17 protein-coding genes, 1 pseudogene and 1 riboswitch are annotated in these 24,898 nt (G+C 60.0%); of the genes and pseudogenes, 7 read left to right on the top strand and 11 right to left on the bottom strand.

Annotated features, from left to right (window positions below):
* Nucleotides 1-225: 225 nt before the first annotated feature.
* On the top strand, nucleotides 226-6,369 hold the full coding sequence (locus tag ACI3K0_RS00210; protein ID WP_404944767.1) for a hypothetical protein: 6,144 nt from the start codon (nucleotides 226-228) through the stop codon (nucleotides 6,367-6,369).
* A 78-nt stretch (nucleotides 6,370-6,447) separates the two neighbouring features.
* Here ACI3K0_RS00210 and ACI3K0_RS00215 read toward each other — a convergent pair whose 3' ends face one another.
* The 5 genes from ACI3K0_RS00215 to ACI3K0_RS00235 form a co-directional block, all read right to left on the bottom strand.
* Entirely contained in the window at nucleotides 6,448-6,972 is a 525-nt protein-coding gene (locus ACI3K0_RS00215) for an AAA family ATPase (protein WP_183821654.1), read from the bottom strand.
* A 66-nt stretch (nucleotides 6,973-7,038) separates the two neighbouring features.
* Complete coding sequence (locus ACI3K0_RS00220) at nucleotides 7,039-7,638, bottom strand: ABC-type transport auxiliary lipoprotein family protein (protein ID WP_148144330.1); 600 nt, start codon at nucleotides 7,636-7,638, stop codon at nucleotides 7,039-7,041.
* A gap of 26 nt (nucleotides 7,639-7,664) precedes the next feature.
* Nucleotides 7,665-9,035: an MlaD family protein gene (locus ACI3K0_RS00225; RefSeq protein WP_148144329.1), complete on the bottom strand. Its 1,371-nt coding sequence runs from the start codon at nucleotides 9,033-9,035 to the stop codon at nucleotides 7,665-7,667.
* 8 nt (nucleotides 9,036-9,043) lie between these two features.
* Complete coding sequence (locus ACI3K0_RS00230; RefSeq protein WP_404944768.1) at nucleotides 9,044-9,871, bottom strand: ABC transporter ATP-binding protein; 828 nt, start codon at nucleotides 9,869-9,871, stop codon at nucleotides 9,044-9,046.
* A 32-nt stretch (nucleotides 9,872-9,903) separates the two neighbouring features.
* On the bottom strand, nucleotides 9,904-11,046 hold the full coding sequence (locus tag ACI3K0_RS00235) for an ABC transporter permease (protein WP_183821652.1): 1,143 nt from the start codon (nucleotides 11,044-11,046) through the stop codon (nucleotides 9,904-9,906).
* A 112-nt stretch (nucleotides 11,047-11,158) separates the two neighbouring features.
* Between ACI3K0_RS00235 and dgcA the strand changes: the two are divergent.
* Nucleotides 11,159-12,141: pseudogene (gene dgcA, locus ACI3K0_RS00240) on the top strand (N-acetyl-D-Glu racemase DgcA).
* Here dgcA and ACI3K0_RS00245 read toward each other — a convergent pair.
* Nucleotides 12,111-13,301, bottom strand: a complete 1,191-nt coding sequence (locus ACI3K0_RS00245; RefSeq protein ID WP_343062311.1) for an MFS transporter — start codon at nucleotides 13,299-13,301, stop codon at nucleotides 12,111-12,113. The pseudogene dgcA and the gene ACI3K0_RS00245 overlap by 31 nt on opposite strands.
* A 115-nt stretch (nucleotides 13,302-13,416) precedes the next feature.
* Complete coding sequence (locus tag ACI3K0_RS00250; protein ID WP_394353628.1) at nucleotides 13,417-14,238, bottom strand: UDP-2,3-diacylglucosamine diphosphatase; 822 nt, start codon at nucleotides 14,236-14,238, stop codon at nucleotides 13,417-13,419.
* 203 nt (nucleotides 14,239-14,441) lie between these two features.
* On the opposite strand from ACI3K0_RS00250, the gene ACI3K0_RS00255 reads away from it, so the two are divergent.
* Nucleotides 14,442-16,769, top strand: a complete 2,328-nt coding sequence (locus ACI3K0_RS00255) for an NADP-dependent malic enzyme (protein ID WP_183821649.1) — start codon at nucleotides 14,442-14,444, stop codon at nucleotides 16,767-16,769.
* An 86-nt stretch (nucleotides 16,770-16,855) separates the two neighbouring features.
* Nucleotides 16,856-17,587 carry a hypothetical protein gene (locus ACI3K0_RS00260; protein ID WP_404944769.1) on the top strand — a complete coding sequence of 244 codons (732 nt, stop codon included), beginning with the start codon at nucleotides 16,856-16,858 and terminating at the stop codon, nucleotides 17,585-17,587.
* Here ACI3K0_RS00260 and bluB read toward each other — a convergent pair whose 3' ends face one another.
* The 3 genes from bluB to ACI3K0_RS00275 form a co-directional block, all read right to left on the bottom strand.
* Complete coding sequence (gene bluB, locus ACI3K0_RS00265) at nucleotides 17,588-18,274, bottom strand: 5,6-dimethylbenzimidazole synthase (protein WP_404944770.1); 687 nt, start codon at nucleotides 18,272-18,274, stop codon at nucleotides 17,588-17,590.
* Between the two features lie 82 nt (nucleotides 18,275-18,356).
* Nucleotides 18,357-18,540, bottom strand: a riboswitch (cobalamin riboswitch).
* 28 nt (nucleotides 18,541-18,568) lie between these two features.
* Nucleotides 18,569-19,399, bottom strand: coding sequence for a hypothetical protein (locus tag ACI3K0_RS00270; protein ID WP_404945104.1), 831 nt, complete (start codon nucleotides 19,397-19,399; stop codon nucleotides 18,569-18,571).
* Nucleotides 19,400-19,418: 19 nt separating this feature from the next.
* A complete protein-coding gene (locus tag ACI3K0_RS00275; RefSeq protein WP_404944771.1) occupies nucleotides 19,419-21,092 on the bottom strand; it encodes an NAD+ synthase in 1,674 nt (557 codons plus the stop codon).
* A 197-nt stretch (nucleotides 21,093-21,289) separates the two neighbouring features.
* Here ACI3K0_RS00275 and ACI3K0_RS00280 point away from each other — a divergent pair, with 197 nt between their 5' ends.
* Together ACI3K0_RS00280 and ACI3K0_RS00285 are read left to right on the top strand one after the other, a co-directional pair.
* A complete protein-coding gene (locus ACI3K0_RS00280) occupies nucleotides 21,290-21,709 on the top strand; it encodes a TadE/TadG family type IV pilus assembly protein (protein ID WP_404944772.1) in 420 nt (139 codons plus the stop codon).
* A complete protein-coding gene (locus ACI3K0_RS00285; protein WP_148144320.1) occupies nucleotides 21,709-23,436 on the top strand; it encodes a pilus assembly protein TadG-related protein in 1,728 nt (575 codons plus the stop codon). The genes ACI3K0_RS00280 and ACI3K0_RS00285 overlap by 1 nt, the downstream gene beginning before the upstream one ends.
* 15 nt (nucleotides 23,437-23,451) lie before the next feature.
* Here the strand turns inward: ACI3K0_RS00285 and ACI3K0_RS00290 are convergent, their stop codons facing one another.
* Nucleotides 23,452-23,859 carry a helix-turn-helix domain-containing protein gene (locus ACI3K0_RS00290; protein WP_148144319.1) on the bottom strand — a complete coding sequence of 136 codons (408 nt, stop codon included), beginning with the start codon at nucleotides 23,857-23,859 and terminating at the stop codon, nucleotides 23,452-23,454.
* A 142-nt stretch (nucleotides 23,860-24,001) separates the two neighbouring features.
* Here ACI3K0_RS00290 and ACI3K0_RS00295 point away from each other — a divergent pair, with 142 nt between their 5' ends.
* On the top strand, nucleotides 24,002-24,892 hold the full coding sequence (locus ACI3K0_RS00295) for an SDR family oxidoreductase (RefSeq protein WP_183821644.1): 891 nt from the start codon (nucleotides 24,002-24,004) through the stop codon (nucleotides 24,890-24,892).
* Nucleotides 24,893-24,898 lie beyond the last annotated feature (6 nt).

A 24,898-nucleotide genomic window follows, 5' to 3' on the forward strand; every position in this document is an offset into this window, starting at 1 on the left:
ACAATACGGTTCAATGGCTCACTGGAACATTGCAGTGACCGATGTAGGACGGTCGGTAAGCTTTCATTATCATCCATTTGAAAGAACGGCCGTCGAATGAATTTGTAATAGGCGATCCAAAGCTCTAGGGCTGGCGATCTCCGGCATGAGTATTCCGCTCATCGATCTGCAGGCGGCAGCAAGTCGAGTGGGATGCCGGGCGTGTATGTAACGAGGCGTAACCGCATGGCGAAGAACACTAATAATGAATCCATCGATGAAACGGCATTCCAGGCATTGGAAGATGCGCTGAAGATCGACTTCAACGATGAACCGCCCCGCGATAAGCCCGCCTCGGAGGCCAGAGTGTCAGACAAGCCGCGATCCCGCCCTGCCCCGTCTCAATCAGCGTCGCCCCGCCGCGAGGCGACCGCGGAAGCACCGCGCCAATCTTCGAATGAGACGTCGCCGCGCCAACCCGCCTTTGAGCCTGCCAACGATGCCGGACGCAGGAACACGGCGTCTATTATGCGCGCGCTGGACGGCGGCTCTGTTCGTGGCGCAATCCGCAATGCTCTGATCGTCTCCGTTCTCTGGGCGGTGGCCGGTATCGGCCTTGGTCAATTAATCTATGGTGGAGCGCTGTGGGAGATCACATCGGTTGCCGGCGTTCTGGCCGCTCCGGGTCTGGTCGCGCTTGCCGTCGGCATCCTGGTCCCCATCCTCCTTTTCTTCGCTTTCGCCATTATGATGGCCCGTGCGCAGGATCTCAGGAACGCTGCCCGCTCCATGGCTGAGGTCGCCCTGCGCCTGTCCGAGCCGGAAACCATCGCATCTGAACGGATCATGAGCGTCGGCCAGGCCGTACGCCGCGAAGTCTCGGCCATGAACGAGGGCATCGAGCGTACGATCGCGCGTGCAGCCGAGCTGGAAGTGCTCGTCCACTCGGAAGTCAACGCACTCGAACGCAGCTACAGCGACAACGAGATGCGTGTTCGCGGCCTCGTTCAGGAACTGGGTTCCGAGCGCGAAGCGATCGTCAATCACGCAGAGCGCATTCGCTCCTCTATGGTCGGAGCGCACGACCAGCTCAAGGAAGAACTGGCGCTCGCGACCGAGGAAATCTCTATCCGTCTCGCGACATCCGGCGAAGCCTTCGCCTCGATGATCGATACGCGGGCCGCAGCCCTGATGGAGAAGTCGGATGCAGCCGGCGAAGCACTCGCCTCATTGCTCGCAACCAAGACCGAAAATCTGATCGACACGCTGACGACCTCAGGCATTGCGCTGTCGACCGAGTTCGATATCCGTCTGGAAATGCTCAGCTCGACCTTGTCAGACAAGGGCGATGCGATCCTGTCCAATTTCGAAACCCGCGCATCGAGCCTCGATGCCAATACCGAAAAGCTCAACGCAGCACTTGCCGACCGCACGCGACAGCTGAACGAAACCCTGATCGCCCGCACGCGGGAAATTACCGAAGGGCTGACGAACAGCGAAAAGACGATCACCGGTTCGCTCGACGGCGTGCTCACGGCCCTCAATCGTTCACTTGACGACAAGAGCAGCTCCTTCCGCCAGAGCCTGCAGTCCGCGGCAGACGATGCGGTCATGGATTTGGACCTGCGCACCGGCTTCTTCGAGGAACGCCTTCACACCACGATCGGCCACCTCAGCACCTCTTTCGACGAGGGCCTGTCGCAGTTCACCACGGCCTTTGACCAGCGTGCCGGTAGCCTCGACAGCAAGCTGATGGACAGCCTTGCACGCATTAACGAGACCGTTGCCGGTGGCCACGAGGCGATCGACGGCATCCTGTCGTCGAGCATCGAACGGATCGGCAATGCGCTGACCGACCAGCAGCTGGCGCTCGCCACGACGCTTGGAACGGGTCAGGAAGTTCTTGATTCGATGTTGGAAAGCCGCTCGAAGGAGTTTTCCGACGCACTCGCCGCACGCAGCAGCGAGATCAGCGGCGCCTTTGGCGATGCACACAACAAGATAGACATGATCATGGCAGCGCGTGGCGGGGAAATTTCCGCCAGCCTTGCCGATAGCCAGAAGCGGTTCGAAGACAGCATTTCCAGCCGCACCTCCGCGATCATCGAATCGGTCACGGAAAGCCACGAGCGCTTCGCTGGTGCTGTCGACGAAAAGGCTGGTGCATTGCAGGCGCTGATGGCGGAAACGCCGGATCGCCTTGCCTCCATTCTCGACCAGAAGAGCGAAGCGATCACGCGCGCACTGTCTGAAAGCGAATTGCGCCTGACCGACGAGATGGACAAGCGGGCGGCTGCGCTCGACACCACGCTCGCCTCCAGCCGCGATCGCATGTCGGAAATGCTCGACGACAAGTCCATGGAAATCGCAACCTCGCTGTCGCTGCACGAGGATCGCCTGACGACTACTCTGACAGACCATACGTCGAATGTCGTCAACAGCGTTGCAGATGCGGATATCCGCCTCGAACAGGCGTTTGCAAAGCGCGCCGAGGCCATCCGCGAGGCGTTTGCCGACAACCAGCTCAATCTCGACATCTCGCTGGAAAGCCGCACGTCCGAGCTTGCCAGCCTTCTACAGAGCGGCAGCGATCGTCTCGAACAGACTGTCGGCGGCGCGGCAGGCCGGATCGAAACGGCTTTGTCCGAAGGCACGGGGCGCTTCGATGCGACGATGAGCGATGGACTGCAGCGCATGGATACGTCGCTTGCCGCATCCCACGAACAGCTCACCACCTCGTTCACCGCTGCGCATGAACAGATTACATCGTCTCTTGGAAACGCCCATGAGCAGATGGCGTCTTCTCTTGGAAGCGCCCATGAGCAGATGAAGTCTTCTCTGGGCACCGCTCACGAACGGATGGCCTCATCGCTCGACGCCGGCCATGAACGGATTTCCGGAACGCTCGATACGGCTGCGCGCCAGATCGGCGATACGCTTTCTATCAGCGGCGACCAGCTTACCGATGCCGTCGGTTCCGCTCATCTGCGCATGGCGGATGTGCTCGGCCAGGCGAGCCGTGACATGTCGGACGCACTTGACTCCGGCCATGACCGCCTGCGCACGACGCTTGACGAACGTGCAGCAACGATCGCCGGCACGCTGACCGACGCCCGCGACCAGATCGACAACCTGATGATGGATCAGGCGACCTCGATCGGCACAACGATTGCCACCAGCGCCGGCATGCTCGAAATGTCGCTCGAAAGCCAGCAGGAAGCCCTGCGCGCTGCGATCGATACCGCAGGTGAAACACTGGACACCCGCCTTCGCGACAATGTCGGCTCGATTGCCGGCCAGATCAGCGATGCGGCTCGCGAAATCAGCCAGTCTACCGACGCCTTCACATCACGCGTAGAACAGACTGTCGGCGGTGTTTCGACCGCGCTGGATAGTGCCGGAAGCCGCATCGAAGTGACCTTCGGCGGACTGGAAGACCGTATCCGCAACGAAGTCTTGAGTGTCAGCTCGATCGTCGACACGGCCGGCAGCAGCCTGGCGGATGCTCTCGGTGCCCGTACAGCCGAGCTCGAGCGTATTTCGAACGCTGCCGCTGACCGGGTCTCCGATGCAGTCAACAGCCGCGGTATCGAAATTGAACGTGCGACAGGTGAAGCAGCCGAACGCATCGCCCGCACCATCGACGAGCGCACCATCGCACTCGAACAGACAAGCACCGATGCCGCCGCCCGTATCGCCGAAACACTTGATGGTCGCACAGCCCATATCGAGGAACGTTTCGGCACCATGGACCGGGCACTGTCCTATGGTCTTGAAAACGTCGCCAAGACGATCGAAGGCAAGGCCGTAGGTTTCGCCTCCTCGCTTCGCGAAGCAGTCGTTGAAGCCGGTCAGGGCATGAATGACGAAGCCAGCCGGTCGGCAGAAACGCTGTCTCGCGCCGGCTCCGAATTCACCCAGGAACTCAGCAGTCGCAACGAGGAATTCACTCGCTCGATCGAGGAGCGCTCCAACGAAATCGTCGGACGCATCTCCGAGACGCAGAGCCGTCTCGCCGGCCAGGCTGCGACTGTCGCCCAGGCGTTCTCCGATGCCGGCAGCGCGATCGTCAACAAGGTGGCCGAAGCCGACAAGCTGGTAAAACAGCAAGTCGAGGCGATTTCGACCGCGCTCGGCGACGCCGAACAAGCGCTCGATAGCCGTGGCCAGTCTATCCGCTCGACCCTGTCGGACGCGGCAGGCGAGCTCGATGTCGCACTGGATGCCGTCGATCGCGCACTGGCCGCTCGTGGTGATGCCATCCGCACCGCGCTCGACACCCGTTCCCGCGACCTCAACTCGATGCTTGCAAGTCGTTCGGAGGAACTGTCCCGCCTGCTCGACGAGAAGGCAAAACCGATGGTGGAGGCCTATGCCGAAACCGGCAGGACCGCAGCCGAGCGCATGGAAGCGGCAGCGCAGCAGAGCGCAGAACGCCTGACCTCTGCCACGCAGCAGAGTGCCGAGTGGTTGACATCTGCGTCCCAGCAGAGCGCCGAACGTCTCGCCTCCGCTGCCAAGGAAACCAGCGCCCGTATCCGCGAAGAGAACGCCGCCCTGGTCGACGCCATCGCAGCCCGTACCAACGAGACGCTTGCGGCACTCAATCAGCGGACGGAAGCTGCCGCCCATGTTGTTCGTGGTGCCGAGCAGAGCCTGCTTGCGAATGTCGAAGGCATTATCGAGCGGCTGTCGAGCAGCAATGTCAACATAGCCTCTCTCGTCGAAACTGCAGCCGAGCAGCTGGCCGCAACGGACCAGAAGCTTGACCAGACTGCTTCGCGCTTCGCCCATTCGGCGGGTTCGGCGGCTGATCTGGTTGCAGGCTCCACCCGCCTGCTCGAAAACAACATCGACCGCCTCGTCAACATCTCCGGCCAGACGCTGAGCCAGGTCGGCGGCATTGTCGGTCGGTTCGAGGATCACTCCAAGGTTCTCGCCCAGGCTTCGGAGCTTCTTGGTGCAGCCCAGTCGAACCTCGTCAGCACGCTCGACGAACGCCAGGATGCTCTGCGCAACCTGTCCGTCGGCCTGGTAAAGCGCTCGGATGAGATCGAAGCAACGCTTCGCAACCTCACCGCGCTCGTCGACGGCGCCTTCGAACGTGCCGAGGAGCGGACAGCCCATGTCGGCGACAAGCTGCGCGAAGGCCTGCATGCCTCGTTTGTTGATATCGGTCGTCGTCTTGGCGAGACCCAGCAGCGTGCCGAGCAGACAGCGCAGGTCATGCGCGCCGCCCTTCTCGACGCAGGCGAGGAAGCCAACCGCACGATCGAAACGACACTCTCCGACGCCGAAAAGCGTGCCCGCGAACTGGCCGAGCAGATGCGCGGCAATATTTCCGGTTCGCTCACCGATGTCGAACGCCTGATGGGTGAAGCCTCGCAACGATCCGATACAGCTGCCAAGCACCTGCGTGAGACGCTGCGCCAGTCTGTCGAGGAAGCTGTCGGCCGCTTCTCCGGTGCCACCGACGAAATCCGCCGCTCGGCGCAGGATATCCGTCAGGAACTCGATGCCACCCGCTCGGAACTGAAGCGCGGTGCCTTCGACCTGCCGGAAGAAGCCAAGGAAAGCGCGGCAGCCATGCGACGCGCCGTATCCGAGCAGATCAAGGCGCTTCAGGAGATCTCCCAGCTCGTCGGCCGCTCGTCGCAGCAGCTCGAAGTCGCCGAGGCTGGTCAGCCCAAGGTATCGCTAGCACAGAGCGGGCCGACGGCTCCGATCCGGCCGCAGCAGCAGATCACTCAGCAGCCGGCTCCAGCGCCGGTCTCGGCCCCGGCAACACCGCGCAACGATGCCTATTCAGCTGGCGTGCTTCGAGGCAGCCTGCCCGCGAGCAAGCCGGCTCCGGCGGCAGCACCCGCTGCGCGTCAGGCAGACACTTCGGCCCCTGCCGGCCAGGGTGGCTGGATCAGCGACCTCCTGCGTGGCGCGTCCCGCGATGAAACCGTGGGACCGGCCCCGGCGCGTGCGCCTGCTGCCCGTCCGGCAGAACCGGCCCAGGCGCCGCGGACCGCCAATGGTGACAATCGAAACCCGCGCCACATGGTGGAATCGCTCAACTCGCTGTCCGTCGATATCGCCCGCGCTATCGATCATGATGCCTCTGTCGATCTGTGGCGTCGTTACCAGCGCGGCGAGCGCGATGTCTTCACCCGCAGACTCTACACGCTGAAGGGCCAGCAGACATTCGACGATATCAAGCGCAAGTATGATCGCGAGCCGGAATTCCGCACCGCCGTCGACCGCTACATATCGGACTTCGAAAAGCTTCTTGCAGACGTCGCCCGCACCGATCGCGACCGCACGGTTACCCAGAGCTATCTGACTTCGGATACCGGCAAGGTCTACACGATGCTGGCCCATGCTGCCGGTCGTTTCGGCTGAGCCGGAGCGTAATCGACGAGACGAACAAAAAAGGCCGCCTTATCTGGGCGGCCTTTTGTTTGATAGAGCCGGTAAGGCTTACGGCTCTTCCTGAACCGCGATAAAATCCTGATCGATCTGCAATGCCGAGATCAAATCTACAACGGTCTGCTCCGGCGATCTGCCAGCTGTATCGATGACCAGCGGCTCGGTCTCCCAGTCCTCGAAAATACGCGCCTCGGTGGAGGTCCAGCCTGGCTTGATCAGACCTGGAACATCACTCACGCGTGTCTCGACACGATGGCGATGTTCGACCTTGTCCGAACACTTGACCCAGATTTCAGAGGCCGGCACACCTTGCCGTTCCGCGACGGCCCGCCATGCCCTGCGAGTTATTGTCAGGCTGTTCACCGAATCCGCGATAACGATATGTCCGAGCGATAGATTATCCTCTGCCACACCATAGGCTACCATATATCCAGCAGGGCCGACTTCGACCCCGGCATTGCGGATATTCTGCTCGATTGTATCGACGCGCACATGAACGGCGCCAAGACGGCGCGCCAAAGCTTTTGCGAGGGTCGTCTTTCCGCTACCGGGCAAGCCAGCAAGAATAATCAGCATCGGCATCTTTCCCCAATTGTCGCGAACGATTCGGACCTGAGAAAGTTTACCGCGCCGGCTGCAAAATCACATCGATTTCAAAGCCCAGTCGACGATCTCGCCACCGACCTTCGCATAGGCCCGGTCAAGCGCTTCGATAAAGTCGCTATTCTCTGTCCCGCGAACCGGCGAGCTTCCCTTGAACACTGACTGAGCTCGGACGCTGCCATTTCTATCGTTGAGAATCTTTGCCGAAATCTCGACATTGGCAACTCGGCTGCCGCCTGTCGTAACCTCGAAAGCCCGGATATCGGTGACGACCTGATAATCAATCGCCAGCCCCTGCCCCGGTTTGCCGACGCCGCCGACTCGGCCTGAGTTTTCAAAAGCCTCGACCAGCTTCGACTGAACCAGCCGCGGCAGGCGATCACCCCAGCGGGAATTGGCAAGATACTGCACCTCGGACGGAGACACGCGGACCACGACCTGCTCGCTATCCAGCATTTTTACCGCAGTCGGTTCCGGTACGAGGATCTGCCGGTTCTTCACCGAAGGACCATCGGTTGCAGGTGTCAGCGACAGATCGAAGGTGTCGTTGTTCGCCTTTGTGCCGCAACCGCTGACCAGGACGGCCAGCAAGGGCAAGGTCAACAGCAAGGAACGATGCGGAAACTTGGATGCACTCATAAACGTCCTACCCTTGGCCTTTTGCCTTAGCGTCTCGTTCTGCCGTCATATTCCTTGACGGTCTCGCCGCCGAAGATAAGCCGTTGCGGATTCTGATCAAAATTGGTGATGGTCTGGTTGAGCGAATTCACCGTACGGCGCGTATCATCCACGAGAGCCTTCACGTCACCGAGGCCGCTAGACGAAAAACGCTGCAGGTTATCCGCAATAGGCCCCACGCGCGCATTGATGTTGTCAGCCACGGTGCGGAAGGATTCGAGCGTCTTGCGTGCCTCTGCAAACAGGCCTTGCGAGTCGTCGCTCGACACGAGGCCATCAACCTTTGCGAGGATGCCATCGACGCGGCTGGACGCGTTGTTGAGCTTGGTCGCCAGTTCGGTGAAATCGGTGATCGCCTTGTTGATGTCTTCGGAGCGGTGCGAAACATCGTCGACAACGCTGCGAGCCGAAGCCAGCGTCTGGCGGGCATCTTCCGAGGCCGCCGAGATGTTCTGGATCGCCGTACCCACCTGGCTCGGATCGACGGCCGCAAGCAGGCTGTCAGCCCGTGACAGAACCCCCTGTGCGTCGTTGCCGACCTGCGCAAAGCTCGTCGCTGCCGTCCTTACGGTCTCGACGAGCGGGCCGAAATTGTCGGACGCATTGGCGACGTTGCGCGTCACCCGCTCGGTATTGCCGACGATCTGGTTGATGCGTTCGGCATCGATTGCGCGGACCAGCTGGTCGGCCGCCTCAAGCGTCGAATTGAGCGTGCCGGACACACGATCGACGGTCGCAGACAGGGTCGAAAGGCTGTGCAAAAACTCGTCGATATTGCCGGAATTGTTGCTGAGCGCGGCCGTAAACGTCTCGACGTTGCGGATCGTTTGCGTCAATGGCCCACGCGCATCACCGACGAATCCCTGGATGTCGCCGATTGCCTGATCAGCTCGCTCAAGAATCTTGTCGGCCGTTGCCAGAAGGTTTGTCACGCTCGACTGGTCTGCGATCAGCACGGCGGGTCGCCCCGCCTCCATCGACTTCTGAAGGATGTTTTCCTCGCCCTTGGCGCCGCCGGAAAGCTCGATATAGGCAGCACCCGTCAGGCCCTGCACTTCCAGCACCGCCTTCGTAGACTGGTAGACCGGCGCATCGGCGCGCACTTCGGTAAAGGCGATCGAATAACGCGGATCGTCCGGATCGATCGTCAGGCCGCGCACAGAACCGACCGCAATACCGTTGAAACGCACCGGAGATCCGACCGAAAGACCGTTTGCAGAGCCGGGAATGCGAATCGCAAGCTCGGCCATAGGCCCGCCGCGACCGGATTGCGCCATCCAGTAGACGAAACCGAAGGCGGCCGCGATGACCAGCAGTGTGAAGAAACCCACCAGGGCGTAATTTGCTTTGGTTTCCATGGGTTGGATCACTTCCCTGCGTCTGTCGGGCCTGCGTCTGCCGGCGGCTGGTTTTCATTGGTCACGACGGTGCGCGCACGCTTGCCGCGGAAATAGGACTGGACCCACGGATCATCGAACTCGAACATATCCTGCAGCGTACCTTCCACCAATACCCGTTTCTGTCCGAGCACGGCAATACGGTCACAGACCGAAAACAGGCTGTCCAGATCGTGGGTGACCATATAGACGGTCAGGCCGAGCGCGTCGCGAAGCTTGGCGATCAGCGCGTCGAAATCAGCGGCACCAATCGGATCGAGACCCGATGTCGGTTCGTCAAGGAAGACGAGATCGGGATCGAGCGCCAGAGCGCGTGCAAGTGCTGCACGCTTGATCATGCCGCCGGAAAGCTCCGACGGATACTTGTCTGCAGCATCTGGCGGCAGACCAACCATTTCGAGCTTCACGTAGGCGAGCTCATCCATCAGCGACTGCGGAAGATCGAGATATTCCCGCATCGGCAGCTGGATGTTTTCCTTCACCGTCAGAGCAGAAAACAGTGCGCCGTGCTGGAAAAGCACACCCAGCCGGGTGTCGAGCGCCATACGCTCCTCGTCCGACGCCTCCTCGTAATTGGCGCCCAGGATTTCGATCGTGCCGGAGCGGTGCGGGAGAAGGCGCAGCACGGTGCGCATCAGCACCGACTTGCCGGTACCGGATGCTCCAACGAATCCGAGAATTTCGCCGCGACAGATATCGAGGTTGAGATTGTCGAGCACGATCTTGTCGCCGAAGCCGACGGTCAGATCCCGCACGGAAAGTACGACCCGCCGGTCGTCCTTTGCTGTCCTCTCCATGGTCTGCTGCTGGTCTGACAAATCCATGCCCCTTAGAAATCGATCGCGGAGTAGAAGATGGCAAAAAGCGCATCGATGAGAATGACGGCGAAGATGGCTTTGACGACCGATGCGGTGACATGTTGGCCAAGAGATTCAGCGCTGCCGCCGACCTTCATGCCCTCAACAGCAGCAACGATACCGATGGCCAGCGCCATGAACGGCGCCTTGATCATGCCCGACGCGATCGAGGTATGGTCGATCGCCTCATGCAGGCGAGAAAGATAAGTGTCGAAGGTAATGCCGGAATAGAGCAGCGCGACGATCGCCGCACCATAAAGAGCGGCAAAATTGGCGATGATGGTCAGCAGCGGCAGCGCGATGGTCAGCGCCACGAGACGCGGAAAAATGAGAACGCCGATCGGATTGAGGCCGATCACGGTCAACGCATCGATCTCCTCACGCATCTTCATCGAGCCGATTTCCGCCGTAATCGCACTGCCCGAGCGGCCGGCGATCATGATCGCAGTCAAAAGCACCCCGATTTCGCGAAGCTGCAGGATACCGACAAGATCGACGACGAAGATTTCCGCCCCGAAATAGCGCAGCTGGAAGGCCCCCTGCTGCGCGATTATCGCGCCGATCAGGAAAGACATCAGCACGATGATCGGCACGGCACGTACGCCCATGCGGTCGATATGGGTAACAACGGAAGCCGGAGAGACACCGGCGCCGCGACCGAATTTAAGCTGGGCGCCACGGACCGCCGAGCCGAGAATGTTCATCGCGGCGTAAAAATCGCGGCCGACTTCATAGACAAGCTTTCCGGGCGGCGTGAAAACGCGCTCGAAAAAACTGCGCTTGTCGGCGGCGGGAGCAGGCGGCGCAGGTGTTGTCTCGGGGAGCGCACCGATCAGTTCCTCGATCGTGCCATTGCCGCCGGAAAGCGATGCCTCTCGCCCCTCGCCGCTTTTCGCCGTCATCAGACGACGAATCAGCCAGGCGCCTGCAGTGTCGATTTCGGAGATGCCGGAGAGGTCGATTTCGACCTTGCCCTGTCCTCCGGACTTCTCGAACTGGTCGAGATCCTTGAGCACCGGGGCCACGGAATGATTGCGCCAATCACCCGTCAGAACATACCGTTCACCGCCATCCGGCAAGGCTTCACTATTGATTTTTGCCAGATTGGAACTCACGGGGTGCGGGTGCTCGCTTCAAATGGTCTCTGCCGCAATGCATTGATTGCGCTTCGGGAAAACGCAATATAGCCGCATCGGCCGGATTTGCCACAACAGGACGCTTAAAACCATGCCCCGTCACCTTGAAGCAACAATCGAGGCTTTCCCGATCGCAGGCACATTCACCATTTCGCGCGGGTCAAAGACCGAGGCGGATGTCATCGTCTGCACCATTTCGAAAGACGGAGTTTCCGGCCGCGGCGAATGTGTTCCCTATCGCCGTTACGGCGAGACGATGGACGGCGTGATGGCCGATATACTGGCGGTTTCAAAGGCGATCGAGGCTGGGCTGACGCGGAATGAACTGCAATCTGCGATGAAACCCGGCGCTGCCCGCAACGCCGTTGACTGTGCTTTGTGGGACCTCGAAGCGAAGCAATCCGGCCGCAGCGTCGCAGCATCGATCGGCGCAACAGGTCAGGATCCGATCGTCACCGCCTTCACATTATCGCTATCGGATGCGGCGGCGATGGGTGCGGATGCCAGGAGGAACCGCGAACGACCGCTCCTGAAGATAAAGCTCGGCACGGCGGACGACGAATCGAGGTTGCGAGCCGTGCGCGATTCGGCCCCGGATGCGCGGATCATCGTCGATGCCAATGAGGGCTGGACCGGGGATAACATAGAGCGGCATCTGACCATTGCCGCCGAGTTGGACATATCACTGATCGAGCAGCCGCTTCCCGCGGCAAGGACGAGATGCTTTCTCGGATAAAGCGGCTCGTACCGATCTGCGCCGACGAGAGCGTCCACTCGACTGCCGATCTATCCTCCCTGCGCGACCGGTATGACGCAGTAAACATCAAACTCGACAAGACCGGCGGACTGACGGAAGCGCTGGTGATGAAGGCGGAAGCCCAACGGTTGGGGTTTCAGATCATGGTCGGCTGCATGGTTGGAACATCGCTTGCCATGGCGCCAGCCGTGCTTCTTGCGCAGGATACAAATTATGCCGATCTCGACGGGCCGCTGCTTCTTGCCCGCGACCGTCCGGGCGGGCTTCGTTATGAAGGCTCGCTCGTCTATCCTCCGCTTGCCGAACTCTGGGGCTGAGAACGGGTCGCGAGCACCAGAACGACAAGGCCCATCACGGCCAGTAGAGCCATGGCGAAATAACCATAGATTTCCAGCTGCCGGTAGATGACGCCGGCAAGCAGGGTCGAGATCGCCAGAAATGCCCCGTTATAGGCGACATAGACGCCCTGCGCCGATGCCTGCTGATCCTCCGCCACCATTTCAGACAGACGGTATTGCAGCCCCAAATGAACGCAGGCGAAGCTGAATGCGTGAAAGATCTGCAGTATCCCGTAATACCAGACATCCGAGCCGAACGGAAAGAAGACCCAGCGCAGGATCGCCATCAGGCAACCGAAACGCAGTAGCCCCAAGGGTGTCAGGCGTCTTGCAAGGCTGCCGGAGATGAAAAAGATACCGATCTCGGCAATCACGCCGATACACCAGAGAGCGGAGATCACGGCATTCGAAAAGCCCATGCCCTGCCACTGGATCGTGCTGAAACCGTAAAACATCCCGTGGCTCGACTGGATGAGCGATGCACCAATCAAGAGGAGATGGACGGAGGCGCCGAGCGGACGACGTGATGCCCGTGGAGACGCTGCGACCGTGCGCCTGCCGATCTCCTGGTCGAGCCGGGGCGCGATGAAGGCGACGGCAAATGAGGTCAGGAGGACCGCAACCAGCATGAGCGGGATCGCGATATTGCCGATGGCCGTCGAGAGACTTCCGGCGATCAGCGTCGTCACCACAAACCCGACCGATCCCCAGACCCGCATCTTTCCGTAATGAAATCCCCAGCGCTTGACGCCGGAGATCGAGATCGATTCGACGATTGGCGTATAGGGGGCAAACAACGCTGCCTGTACGGCCACGGCGGCGAGCACGACCCAGAAATCGCCGCTGACGATCAGGCCGAGGATGGAGAATATCGATGTCGCCGCGGACCATGCGAGAATATGGCGTGGATCGCGAGCACGGGCACTGAGAGAGCCCGTCCCCATGGCGACAAAAACGCGAAACACCACCTGGGCCGCGAGGATCGCGCCGATCTGCATTGCGCTGAAGTTCAGGCCATGAAGCCATACGGGCAGATAAGGCACGAGAATGCCGTTGAGCGACATCGGTGCGGCATAGGCGAGCGAGCAGCGAAGCTGAAACTGCGGCGGAGCGGCAGACGATTTTGCGGCAATATTCACGGAATCACAAACGGCGATGAAAGTCTGCGAAGACTATCATCGCCGTTTGCAATGAAAACCGGATTACACGTTTTATGCGAAAACAAAGTGTATCGGTCGTGAAGATTTCGTCAGGTCAGGCAGCCTGCATGTTCTTCGTCTTCGCCGGTGCCGGCAGGGCATGCAACTCGGCTGTCACCTTGATGTCGCGCCAGGTAATCAGTTCCAGCGTTCCGTCATGATGTTCGGCAATTGCCGTGCAGCTTTCCACCCAGTCACCGGTATTGACGTAATGGATGCCGTCGATATCGGTCATCACCGCGTGGTGAATATGACCGCAGATGACGCCATCGACCTTGTTGCGCCTTGCCTCGTCGGCGACGACCTTCTGGAACTCACCGATGAAATTGACCGCATGCTTGACCTGCAGCTTCGCCCAGGCAGAAAAAGACCAGTAAGGCATGCCGAGACGACGGCGGGCCGCCGCCAGCACGACGTTGATGGCGATTGCCGCGTCATAGGCCCAGTCGCCCAGATAGGCGAGAAGGCGAGCGTTGCGCACGACCACGTCGAATTCGTCGCCGTGAAGCACGAGATATTTCTTGCCGTCAGCCATTTCGTGGATGGCGCGATCCGCAACTTCGATGCCGCCGAAATGGGTGCCGGGAAAATCCCGCAGGAACTCATCGTGATTGCCGGGGATATAGACGATGCGGGCGCCCTTGCGCGCCTTGCGCAACAACTTCTGAACCACGTCGTTGCAGCCTTGCGGCCAGAACCAGCTGCGCTTCAGTCGCCAGCCGTCGACAATGTCACCGACTAGGAACACCGTATCCGCTTCATGATATTTGAGAAAATCCAGCAGGAGTTCCGTCCGCGCCGCCTTCGAGCCGAGATGCACGTCGGAGATGAACAAGGTCCTGAAATTCCTGGTCTCACCTGTCGCTGTCACGGAAATCGTCCTTTCATAGCCAGCCCCGCCGCCTGAAAACCAGAGTCTTGTTTCAGGATGATGACAGGAGGTCTTTTCGGTGTGACAGCTGCCCTCGCGAATTCCTTACATCGATCAAATTAGCTGCTGTTACGCGCCGCTGTTTGATGTAATGAGGGGCCGCATTCTCCCCATATGGACCGGGAAAACAGACTAAAGCAGGAGCGAGCATGGACGCGCAGGATAAATCAAAGTCGGCCCCACCGAGCAGTGCGGATCTTGACGAACAGGCGCTGTTCTTCCACCGACATCCGCGTCCGGGCAAGCTGGAAATCCAGGCGACCAAGCCGCTCGGAAACCAGCGCGACCTGGCGCTCGCCTATTCTCCGGGTGTTGCAGCCCCCTGCCTCGCAATCCGCGACAATCCGGAAGCCGCTGCCGATTATACGGCGCGCGCCAATCTCGTCGCCGTCATTTCCAACGGCACGGCAGTCCTCGGTCTCGGCAATATCGGCCCGCTTGCATCCAAGCCGGTGATGGAGGGCAAGGCTGTCCTGTTCAAGAAGTTCGCTGGCATCGACGTGTTCGACATCGAGATCGATGCCGCCGGCATCGACGAGATGGTCTCGACCGTCTCTGCGCTCGAGCCGACCTTCGGCGGCATCAACCTTGAAGACATCAAGGCGCCGGAATGTTTCGAAGTCGAGCGCCAGCTGCGCGAGAAGATGAATATCCCGGTCTTCCATGACGACCAGCACGGTACCGCGATCATCGTTGCAGCCGCGATCCTGAATGGCCTGGAGCTGGCCGGCAAGTCGATCACCAACGTCAAGATCGTCACGTCGGGCGCCGGCGCGGCAGCGCTTGCCTGCCTCAATCTCCTCGTATCGCTCGGCGCGAAGAAGGAGAACATCTGGGTCCACGATATCGAAGGCCTCGTCTATGAGGGCCGTACAGAGCTGATGGACGAGTGGAAATCCGTCTACGTGCAGAAGAGTGACAATCGGGTTCTGGCCGACAGCATTGACGGCGCCGACGTCTTCCTCGGCCTCTCTGCTCCGGGCGTCCTGAAGCCGGAACTGCTTGTGCGCATGGCGGAAAAGCCGTTGATCATGGCGCTTGCCAATCCGACGCCGGAAATCATGCCGGAACTCGCCCGCCAGGCGCGCCCCGACGCGATGATCTGCACCGGTCGGTCCGACTTCCCGAACCAGGTGAACAACGTTCTCTGTTTCCCGTATATCTTCCGCGGTGCGCTCGATTGCGGCGCGAGCACGATCAACGAGGAAATGAAGATGGCCGCAGTCAAGGCCATCGCAGCGCTTGCCCGTGAAGAAGTATCGGACGTTGCAGCAAAGGCCTATTCCGGCGAGACGCCGATCTTCGGCCCGACCTATCTTATCCCGTCACCCTTCGATCCGCGCCTCATCCTGCGCATTGCCCCGGCAGTGGCGCGTGCCGCTGCCGAAAGCGGTGTTGCTGCCCGTCCGATCCAGGATTTCGAAGCCTATCTCGACCAGCTGAACCGTTTCGTCTGGCGTTCAGGCTTTGTGATGAAGCCGATCTTCGCGACAGCCAAGGCGTCTGAAAAGAAGCGCGTGATCTTTGCCGAAGGCGAAGACGAGCGTGTACTGCGCGCGGCCCAGGTTCTGCTCGAGGAAGAGATTGCCCGCCCAATCCTGATCGGCCGTCCTTCCGTCATCGAAGCGCGTCTGGAACGCTTCGGCATCCGCATCCGCCCGAATGTCGATTTCGGCGTGGTTAATCCGGAAGACGATCCGCGTTACCGCGAATATGTCGAGGATTATTTTGCACTGGTTGGCCGGAACGGCATCAATCCGGAAGCCGCCCGCACGATCGTGCGTACCAACAACACCGTGATCGGCGCGCTGTCGGTCAAGCGTGGCGAAGCCGATGCGCTGATCTGTGGCGTTGAAGGCCGTTATGATCGCCACCTGCGCGACGTCAACCAGATCATCGGCAAGCGCGCCGGTGCCTGCACCAATGCCGGCCTCAGCCTCCTGATCTCCCAGCGTGGCGCGATGTTCTTCACCGACACGTTCGTGAACTACAATCCGACCGCCGAGGAGATTGCTGAAATCACCATCCTCGCCGCTCAGGAAGTTCGCCGCTTCGGCATCGTGCCGAAGGCCGCGCTGATCTGCCATTCGAATTTCGGTTCCCGCGATTCGGAAAGCGCCCGCAAGATGCGTGCGGCTCTGGAAATCATCCGCAAGGATGCGCCGGAACTCGAAGTCGATGGCGAAATGCAGGGTGGTTCAGCGCTGGACGAGGCGCTGCGCAAGCGCGCCATGCCGAACAGCACACTAACCGGCGAAGCCAATCTTCTGGTCTTCCCGAACCTCGATGCTGCCAGCATTTCGCTCGGTCTCGTGCGGACGATGATGGACGGACTGCATGTCGGTCCGATCCTGCTCGGCACAGCCAAACCGGCGCATATCCTGTCGCAGACCGTAACATCCCGCGGCGTCGTCAACATGGCGGCCCTGGCCGTCGTCGAGGCGTCCCAGGCGGAACCGCTTGCGCTGGTGAAATGACAAGAGATGCGGGAAGCTTCAAGGCAAGCTTCCCGCATGCTCGACATGCCAGGTTGATCCCCGCAGAGCCATGCGACAGGTGAGACATGACATTTTCCAAGCCGCAGATGCTGACATCGCTGATGCTTGCCTCGCTGCTTGCGCCTCAGGCGGCCTTTTCGCGCGATGTCGAGGTCTGCGCCAATCTCTATCGCCGCCTCAACAGCACCCCGCAGATCATCGGCACGAGCAGCAATGTGCGTCGCTACGCTCAGGATCTGAGCGCGCTCAACGCGGATATCCGGCAACTCAGGATCGACATGCGCAGGCAAGGTTGCGGCAGCGGCAGCATCGTGACGCTGGGCGCGCCATCCGAAGGCGATGATGAATGCGGTTACATGCAGGACACGCTGCAACGGCTGGAAGATGAGCGCGCGGCAATCACCGAACAACGCAACAATACCCGCTCGCTACTGCAGCCATCGGAAGAGCGCGTCGCGATCTTGTCGGCGATCCGCTCCAACAATTGCACGCCCACTGACCTCGATACCCAGACGGAACTTGACGATAAAGAACGCCTGCGGATCCGGGGGCTGGCACTGCCAAGGCCGGGAGAGGAGACGCAGACTGGGCCAAAGGTGGACGATCCGAATTCCAGCATCACCCATCTCGGCAGCGCCTCACCTGCGCCAGCGAGAGAAGCACCCGTCCAGTTCCCGCCGGATCGTCCCTATGATCCCGGCAAAAAGATTCGCTCCGTCGGGCCGCAGTTCTTCCCCGAAGAAGACATCGACCTCGCCAATCCGAAATCCAGCGGCCCCCAGCAGCTGCAGCCTTGATTATTTCTGGCCCCAACCGTCCTGAAAGACGAGCTCTTCCAGAGGCAGACGCTGGCGCCAGCCCTTTATCGCCAGTTCGGGTTCTCCATACAACTGATCGACATAACCGAGGCACAACCAGGCTACGATCTCGACGCGGTTTGGAATGCCGAGGAGCGCTCGAACATCTTCATCATGAAAGATACTGACCCAGCCGACGCCGATCCCTTCCGCGCGGGCTGCGAGCCAGAGGTTCTGGATGGCACAGACGGTCGAATAGCTGTCCATGCGGCTGTTGTGTGTGCGCCCCAGAACCACCGGACCGGCACGATCCGGATCGCTGGTGACGCAGATCGACAGCGGCGCCTTTCTGATGCCTTCGAGCTTAAGGCTCCTGTAGGTGCTGCGCTTCTCCTCAGGAAACATCGCCTCGGCTTCTTCATTGGCGCGCGAAAACGCCTCCCAGGCGGACTGGCGAACCGCCTCGTCACGGATAAGGATAAAGTTCCACGGCTGCATGAAACCAACCGACGGGGCGGCATGGGCGGCATCCAGTAGTCTGCGCAGCACATCATCCGGGATCGTATCGGAGAGAAACTGGTCGCGCACGTCGCGGCGCGTTTCGATGGCGCGGTAAACGGCGGCACGCTCGTCATCGGTAAAAGCTTCGGCGGCCACGAGGCCATTGTTCAAATCATCAGGTCGCATCGTCTTTCCCCAACAACGCCTGCGGATTGCTTCCGCCGTCACGGCGTGGCGCAATCCACTCAACCTGCCCGCCGTCCGCGCGGATCGGTCCATCTCGCCAGGCCGGTATTCTGACTGGGCTTCATCCGCTCATCGCCGCCTTCCCGGAGAAATCCAGTGGCATGAATACGATAAGCGTCAGCCTCACAGCGTTGGGCACGTGCCGGAATTTCACCGGCTTCCCGATTCTCCCATCAACGATGGGCACCTGACGGAGGCTCTTATGCTGACTGAACCCGGCCGAAGCAAGGCCGTTCACGCCGCAGGGAAATAACGCACATAGGCAAATTCGTCACCATCCGGTGACCAGTTGGGCGAGTTCATCGTGCCCTGCCCGCCAAAAAGCTCGAACAACGTTTCGACATAGCCGCCATCGGCATCCATAAGCCGAACGCGAACATTCTGATCACGCGGATGATCGAAGATTTCGGCGTCATAGGATACGAAAACGACCTTATCACCCTTGGGTGACGGATGCGGAAACCAGTCTCCATAGCTACTGTCGGTGATGCGTTCGGCAGCGCCGCCGGTCGCCGGAACACGCCAGATCTGCATCAGCCCTGAGCGGCTTGAGTTAAAATAGATCCAACGACCGTCCGGCGAATAATCCGGCCCGTCATTGCGGCCCTCGCCGAAGGTCAGCCGTGTCTCGTTTTTCCCGTCGATACCGATCGTATAGATATCGAAGACCTGATCACGGATACCGCAATAAGCGAACGTCTTTCCGTCCGGCGACCAGCCATGCCAGTAGGATGGCAGGTTTTCTGTGACGAGTTTCGGCGTACCGCCTCTGGCCGGCAGGACATAGATCGCCGACCTACCGAACTCGACCTTGTCGGAGATCGCAATCAGCGCGCCGTCCGGCGAGATGCCATGGTCGTTGTTGCAGAGTGTCGCGAAGTCCGTATCGACCCGGATAGGACCGAAATCACCATTCGGAGACAAACGGTAGATCAGGCCATCTGCATTAAGCATCAGATAGTCGCCATCCGGCGACCAGTTGGGCGCTTCGAACAACTCTTCCGTCTGCCAGACAACCCGGCTCTGGCGGGTTCGGACATTGTAGATCTCGATGGAGCTTCGCAGTGCCAAGGGCGCCTCCCTCTCAACGATCCCGGAAACGGTTGGTGATCGGGTAACGGCGATCGCGGCCAAAATTCTTCTTGGTGATCTTCACGCCCGGAGCCGACTGACGCCGCTTATACTCAGCGAGATAGAGCAGATGCTCGATACGATGAACGGTTGCGACGTCATGGCCGCGGGCGACGATGTCTTCGGTGCCCATTTCCATTTCGACGAGGCATTCGAGGATATCGTCCAGAACCGGATAGGGCGGCAGCGAATCCTGGTCCTTCTGATCCGGCCGAAGCTCGGCGGAAGGCGCCTTGGAAATGATGTTTTTCGGGATCACCTCGCCGGACGGGCCGAGAGCGCCTGCCGGCACATTTTCATTGCGCCATTCGGCCAGCGCATAGACCTGCATCTTGTAGAGGTCCTTGATCGGGTTGAAGCCGCCGTTCATGTCGCCATAAAGCGTCGCGTAGCCGACCGACATTTCCGACTTGTTGCCGGTCGTCACAACCATCGAGCCGAACTTGTTGGAGATCGCCATCAGGATAGTGCCGCGCGTACGGCTCTGCAGGTTCTCTTCGGTAATGCCCTGGTCGGTGCCTTCGAACATGTCGGACAACGATGCCAGGAACCCTTCGACCGGATCGGAAATCGGCACGATATCGTAGCGGCAGCCGAGCGCCTTCGCGCAGTCCGCGGCGTCCTTGAACGAGTCTTCGGACGTGTAGCGATAGGGCAGCATGATGGTGCGCACCCTCTCCTCGCCCAGCGCGTCAACGGCGATCGCGGCGCAGACAGCCGAATCGATGCCACCGGAGAGGCCCAGCACGACCGACTTGAAGCCATTCTTGTTCACGTAGTCGCGGAATCCGAGCAGGCAGGCGTGGTAGTCAGCCTCTTCCTTTTCGGGAATACGGACCATCGGGCCGGGCTGGCAGCGCCAGCCATCCTCTTCACGTCTCCAGTCGGTGACGATAAAGGCTGTCTCGAATTGCGAAAGCTGGAAGGCCAGCGACTTGTCGGCATTGAAGGCGAAGCTTGCGCCGTCGAAGACAAGCTCGTCCTGTCCGCCGAGCTGGTTTGCAAAGATCATCGGCAAGCCGCTTTCGATGACCTGGCGCAAGGCCACCTGATAACGGACATCCAGCTTGCCGCGATAATAGGGCGAACCGTTCGGAACGAGCAGGATTTCCGCACCGCTCTCGGCCAGCGTCTCGCAGACGCCCATGTCGTTCCATATCTCCTCGCAGATCGGAACACCGATGCGAACACCCCTGAAATTATAGGGGCCGGAAATTGATCCTTCGGTAAAGACACGCTTCTCGTCGAATTCGCCATAGTTCGGCAGATCGATCTTGTCGCGGATAGCGATGATCTTGCCCGCGTCGAGCAGCGCTACGGAATTGTGCCGCCCGGTCTCGCCCTGGCGCGGAAAACCGATCAGCACACCCGGCCCACCATCCGCCGTCTCTGCCGCCAGCGTTTCCACAGCCTTGAGGCAGGCCTTGAGGAAGGAAGGCTTGAGCACCAGGTCTTCCGGTGGATAGCCAGAAATGAAAAGCTCCGTCAGCATCAGCAGATCGGCACCCTCGCGGGCGGCGTCACGGCGAGCCTCGCGGGCCAGGGCAAGATTGCCGGCGACATCGCCGACCGTCGGATTGAGCTGGGCAACAGCGATACGCAATGTCTTGGGATCGGTCTGGGTCATGACCGAGATTTAATGCGGTGACGCAAATGCCGCAACGGTCTTTGGCGGCAATTTTCCACAAGGATTGCCAGCTTGTACTCGATCGTCGAATCCTGTCGTCACAACTTCAGGTCACTTTACTATATTCAATGCATCTATTTTAGTGATGCCTTAATTGATGATGCCGATAATCCGACAAAAAAGCTCGGAGGAGACGGATGCGTATCCGGCGGTTCATCACCAACAGTTCAGGTGCGGCGGCGGTCGAATTCGCCATCGTCTCACCTCTTTTCTTTATCGCCCTGCTCAGCATGATCGCCTACGGCATCTACCTGTCCGCTGCCCATTCAGTTCAGCAACTGGCGGCAGACGCTGCGCGCACCGCCGTTGCCGGTCTGAGCGATACAGAGCGCAAAACCCTCGCTGCCGATTTTATCAATCGCTCGATGATAGACAGCACGCTGCTCGACAAATCAAAGCTGACACTGACCGCACAGGCCGACCCCGGCAATCCGAACCAGTTCACCGTCGCCCTCACCTATGACGCCAGCAACCTGCCGATTTTCAATCTGTTCACCTATGCGATGCCGAGCAGCCAGATAAAACGGTTCGCAACGGTTCGTGTCGGAGGCATCTGATGCAACAGATCAAACGATGGTTCGGTGACCGGCGCGGCAACGTCGCCATCACGGCCGCCTTATCCCTGCCGATCATGATCAGCGCACTGGCACTCGGCGTCGACTATGGCTACCTGACGCTGCAACAGCGCGAGTTGCAGACGACTGCCGACCTTTCGGCAATTTCAGCCGCTGCGAACCCTAGCAGCCCTGAAACCGGGGTCGTGGACTATATGGCCCTTAACAACAAGAACGTCGCCGTCCTGAAGAACGGCCAGTTATTGAACAAGGGGGCACCGGTCGCCTTCAGCCTGGAAACCGTGTTCGACAAGTTCGAGGCTTATGCCGAAGTGATCGCCGGAAAATATCAGGCCGATTCCTCCGTTGCCGTCGGCACCCGATTCCAGTCCGGTGTCGCCCCCTATGACGCGGTCCGCGTCACCGTCTATCAGAAGGGGGGCCTCTTCTTTGGCGGTTCACTGGCGAAGGCGCCTATGCTGAACGCCAGCGGAACGGCCGCGATCGACAAGATGGCGGCATTTTCTGTCGGCTCGCGGCTTGCAAGCCTCAATGGCGGCGTGGTCAACGCCTTGCTCGGCAATCTCCTCGGCACCACCTTGTCGTTGTCGGTTATGGACTATCAATCGCTGGCCAGTGCCAATGTCGACCTGCTCAAGGTCTTTGATCAGCTGGCGATCAAGCTGAACCTGACGGCCGGCACCTATAATGATCTGCTCAACACCGACATTTCTTACGGTACCCTTCTGAATGCCATCGGCCAGACGACGGGAGTGACGCCTGCCGTCGCAGCGACCGTCAAGTCGCTGGAGAAGACGCTCGGCACCACCAAACTTACCGTCAAGCTAAAGGACATCATGGATATCGGTCCGCTCGGATCCCGGCTGATCGGCAAGAGCGATGGCCTGGCGGTTCAGACCGACATATTCAACGTTATCAGCGCCACGGCAAACGCCGCAAACGGCGGCACCAACCAGATCGATCTCGATCTCGGCGCTACAATTCCCGGCCTCGGCGGCCTGACCTTGTCGGTTGCGATCGGCGAGCCGCCGGTCGGATCCAAGGCTTTGGGAATAGGCCGGACCGGCTCGATCGTAAGAACTGCCCAGACCCGCATCTCGCTGACGACCACGGTCGACGGCATTACCGGCCTGCTGGGCATCAGGATCAAGGTGCCGCTTTATCTCGAAGTCGCGCATGCGGAAGGTCGCATGGCGTCGATCAGTTGCCCCAGCGGATCGACAGGCGCGACGGTGAATGTCGAGGCGGTTCCCGGAGTGCTGGAACTGTCGCTCGGCGATGTGGACAAATCCGCCTTCGCCAATTTCGGCAAGGACCCGCGAGTGACCAAGACCAAGATGGTTGCTACACCTGCACTAAACCTGACGGCGCTTGCCTATGCCAACGCAACGAATGTCAACGCAACGCAGCTGTCTTTCTCTCCGTCTGACATATCGAGTCAGAAGATAAAACAGGCATCGACGAAAAATACCGTCTCTACGCTTGTGGATTCGTTGCTCAAGAACCTGCAGCTCGAAGTCGAAATCCTGGGACTGAGGGTCGAGGTGCCATCCGCATTGCTCGGTGGCCTCGCAGATACGTTGAGGCTGCTGACCACGCCACTCGATCAGGTTCTCTACAGCGTGTTGTCCACCATCGGCGTCAAGGTCGGGGAAGTCGACGTGCGGGTCGGTGGTGCCTCATGCCGCAACCCGGTCCTCGTCCAGTAGGTCAGTCGCTGAACCTTATCCCAATTCGCTTGCGTCATATTTCGCACGTGCAGCCTTTACGGCAGCGTGGTTTTCTCCGGCCCAGGCGAGCACTTTCGATAAGGGCGCAAACAACGAATGGCCGAGGTCGGTCATGCGATATTCGACGCTCGGCGGTTTGGTCGGAAAAACCTGCCGATCAATATAACCGTCGCGCTGGAGATCGCGTAAAGTCTGTGTCAGCATTCGCTGGGAAATATCCGGCACAAGCCGTCGCAACTCTCCGAACCTGTATGGCCGCTGCGCAAGTGCCTCAAGAAGAAGGGTCGACCACTTGCCGGCAATCTGGTTCATCACGTCGCGAACCGGACAGTTGCCCGCATCCCAGGTGGACATATCACACGGCTCGCCCGCAAGCGTGTTCACTCGTGCTATGTTGTCCATTCTGGTAGTTCCCTTTTGGTAACGATCTCCCGGAAATGTGCCTCCTTTACAGAGGCGCGTCAATTCCTATTCTAGTGCTAGTCTCTTTTTGAGACCAACAATTATGCCGGGATAATCCGGCGGCATTGCAAGAGGAAACGACATGACCAAACTTCTCGTCACCGGCGCCGCAGGCCAGCTCGGCCGCGCAGTCCTCAATCACCTTCTGGAGACATCGAAGGTTTCGCCAGGCGACATCGTCGCGGCAAGCCGCGACACGTCCAAGCTGGCCGATCTTGCCGCCAAGGGCGTCGAAACCCGCAAAGCGGATTTCACCGATGAGGCGGGCCTTGCAGCAGCCTTCGCCGGCATCGATCGCGTCCTGATCATCTCCACCGATGACCTCGCCACCCCGGGCAATCGCCTGAAGCAGCACAAGACGGCAGTCGCCGCCGCCACCAAGGCCGGCGTCAAGCACATCCTCTACACGTCCATGCCGAACCCGGACAAGTCGCTGGTAAGTTTCGCACCCGATCACCTGGGCACCGAAGAAGCCATTAAGGCAACCGGCATTGCCTACACGATCCTGCGCAACGCCTGGTATGACGACAACTATCTGATGTCGATGCCGCACAATCTGGAAACCGGCACCTGGTACACGGCCTATGGCGCAGGCAAGGTCTCCAATATCAGCCGTGACGATTGCGCCCGCGCCGCAGCCGCCGCCCTTGCAAATCCGCCGGCCGGTAGCACCACCCTCACCCTGACAGGATCAGAAAGCCTGAATGCCGAAGAGATCGCGGCGCTTGTCTCCAAGGCCTCTGGCAAGCAGCTCAATGTCGTGCATGTGACCGACGAACAACTGGCTGGCGGATTGACCTCGGCCGGCCTGCCTGATTTTCTGGTCAAGATGCTGGTATCTGCCGACGCCAACATCCGGGCCGGAAATTTCGATCTGGTAACGAGCGATTTTGAAAAGCTCACGGGCAGCAAGCCGCAGCCTCTCTCCGGTTATCTTGCCAATAACAAGGATGCGCTTCTGAGCGCACACTGAGCATAA

Origin of the sequence: Rhizobium sp. ZW T2_16, from assembly GCF_044987325.1 — a bacterium.
Taxonomy (GTDB): domain Bacteria; phylum Pseudomonadota; class Alphaproteobacteria; order Rhizobiales; family Rhizobiaceae; genus Neorhizobium; species Neorhizobium cellulosilyticum.

Bases quoted from the DNA above. Each gene is read 5' to 3' on its own strand.
- ACI3K0_RS00210 (WP_404944767.1), top strand. From the start codon at position 226: ATGGCGAAGAACACTAATAATGAATCCATCGATGAAACGGCATTCCAG.
- ACI3K0_RS00215 (WP_183821654.1), bottom strand. From the start codon at position 6,972: ATGCTGATTATTCTTGCTGGCTTGCCCGGTAGCGGAAAGACGACCCTC.
- ACI3K0_RS00220 (WP_148144330.1), bottom strand. From the start codon at position 7,638: ATGAGTGCATCCAAGTTTCCGCATCGTTCCTTGCTGTTGACCTTGCCC.
- ACI3K0_RS00225 (WP_148144329.1), bottom strand. From the start codon at position 9,035: ATGGAAACCAAAGCAAATTACGCCCTGGTGGGTTTCTTCACACTGCTG.
- ACI3K0_RS00230 (WP_404944768.1), bottom strand. From the start codon at position 9,871: ATGGAGAGGACAGCAAAGGACGACCGGCGGGTCGTACTTTCCGTGCGG.
- ACI3K0_RS00255 (WP_183821649.1), top strand. From the start codon at position 14,442: ATGGACGCGCAGGATAAATCAAAGTCGGCCCCACCGAGCAGTGCGGAT.
- ACI3K0_RS00260 (WP_404944769.1), top strand. From the start codon at position 16,856: ATGACATTTTCCAAGCCGCAGATGCTGACATCGCTGATGCTTGCCTCG.
- bluB (WP_404944770.1), bottom strand. From the start codon at position 18,274: ATGCGACCTGATGATTTGAACAATGGCCTCGTGGCCGCCGAAGCTTTT.
- ACI3K0_RS00275 (WP_404944771.1), bottom strand. From the start codon at position 21,092: ATGACCCAGACCGATCCCAAGACATTGCGTATCGCTGTTGCCCAGCTC.
- ACI3K0_RS00280 (WP_404944772.1), top strand. From the start codon at position 21,290: ATGCGTATCCGGCGGTTCATCACCAACAGTTCAGGTGCGGCGGCGGTC.
- ACI3K0_RS00285 (WP_148144320.1), top strand. From the start codon at position 21,709: ATGCAACAGATCAAACGATGGTTCGGTGACCGGCGCGGCAACGTCGCC.
- ACI3K0_RS00290 (WP_148144319.1), bottom strand. From the start codon at position 23,859: ATGGACAACATAGCACGAGTGAACACGCTTGCGGGCGAGCCGTGTGAT.
- ACI3K0_RS00295 (WP_183821644.1), top strand. From the start codon at position 24,002: ATGACCAAACTTCTCGTCACCGGCGCCGCAGGCCAGCTCGGCCGCGCA.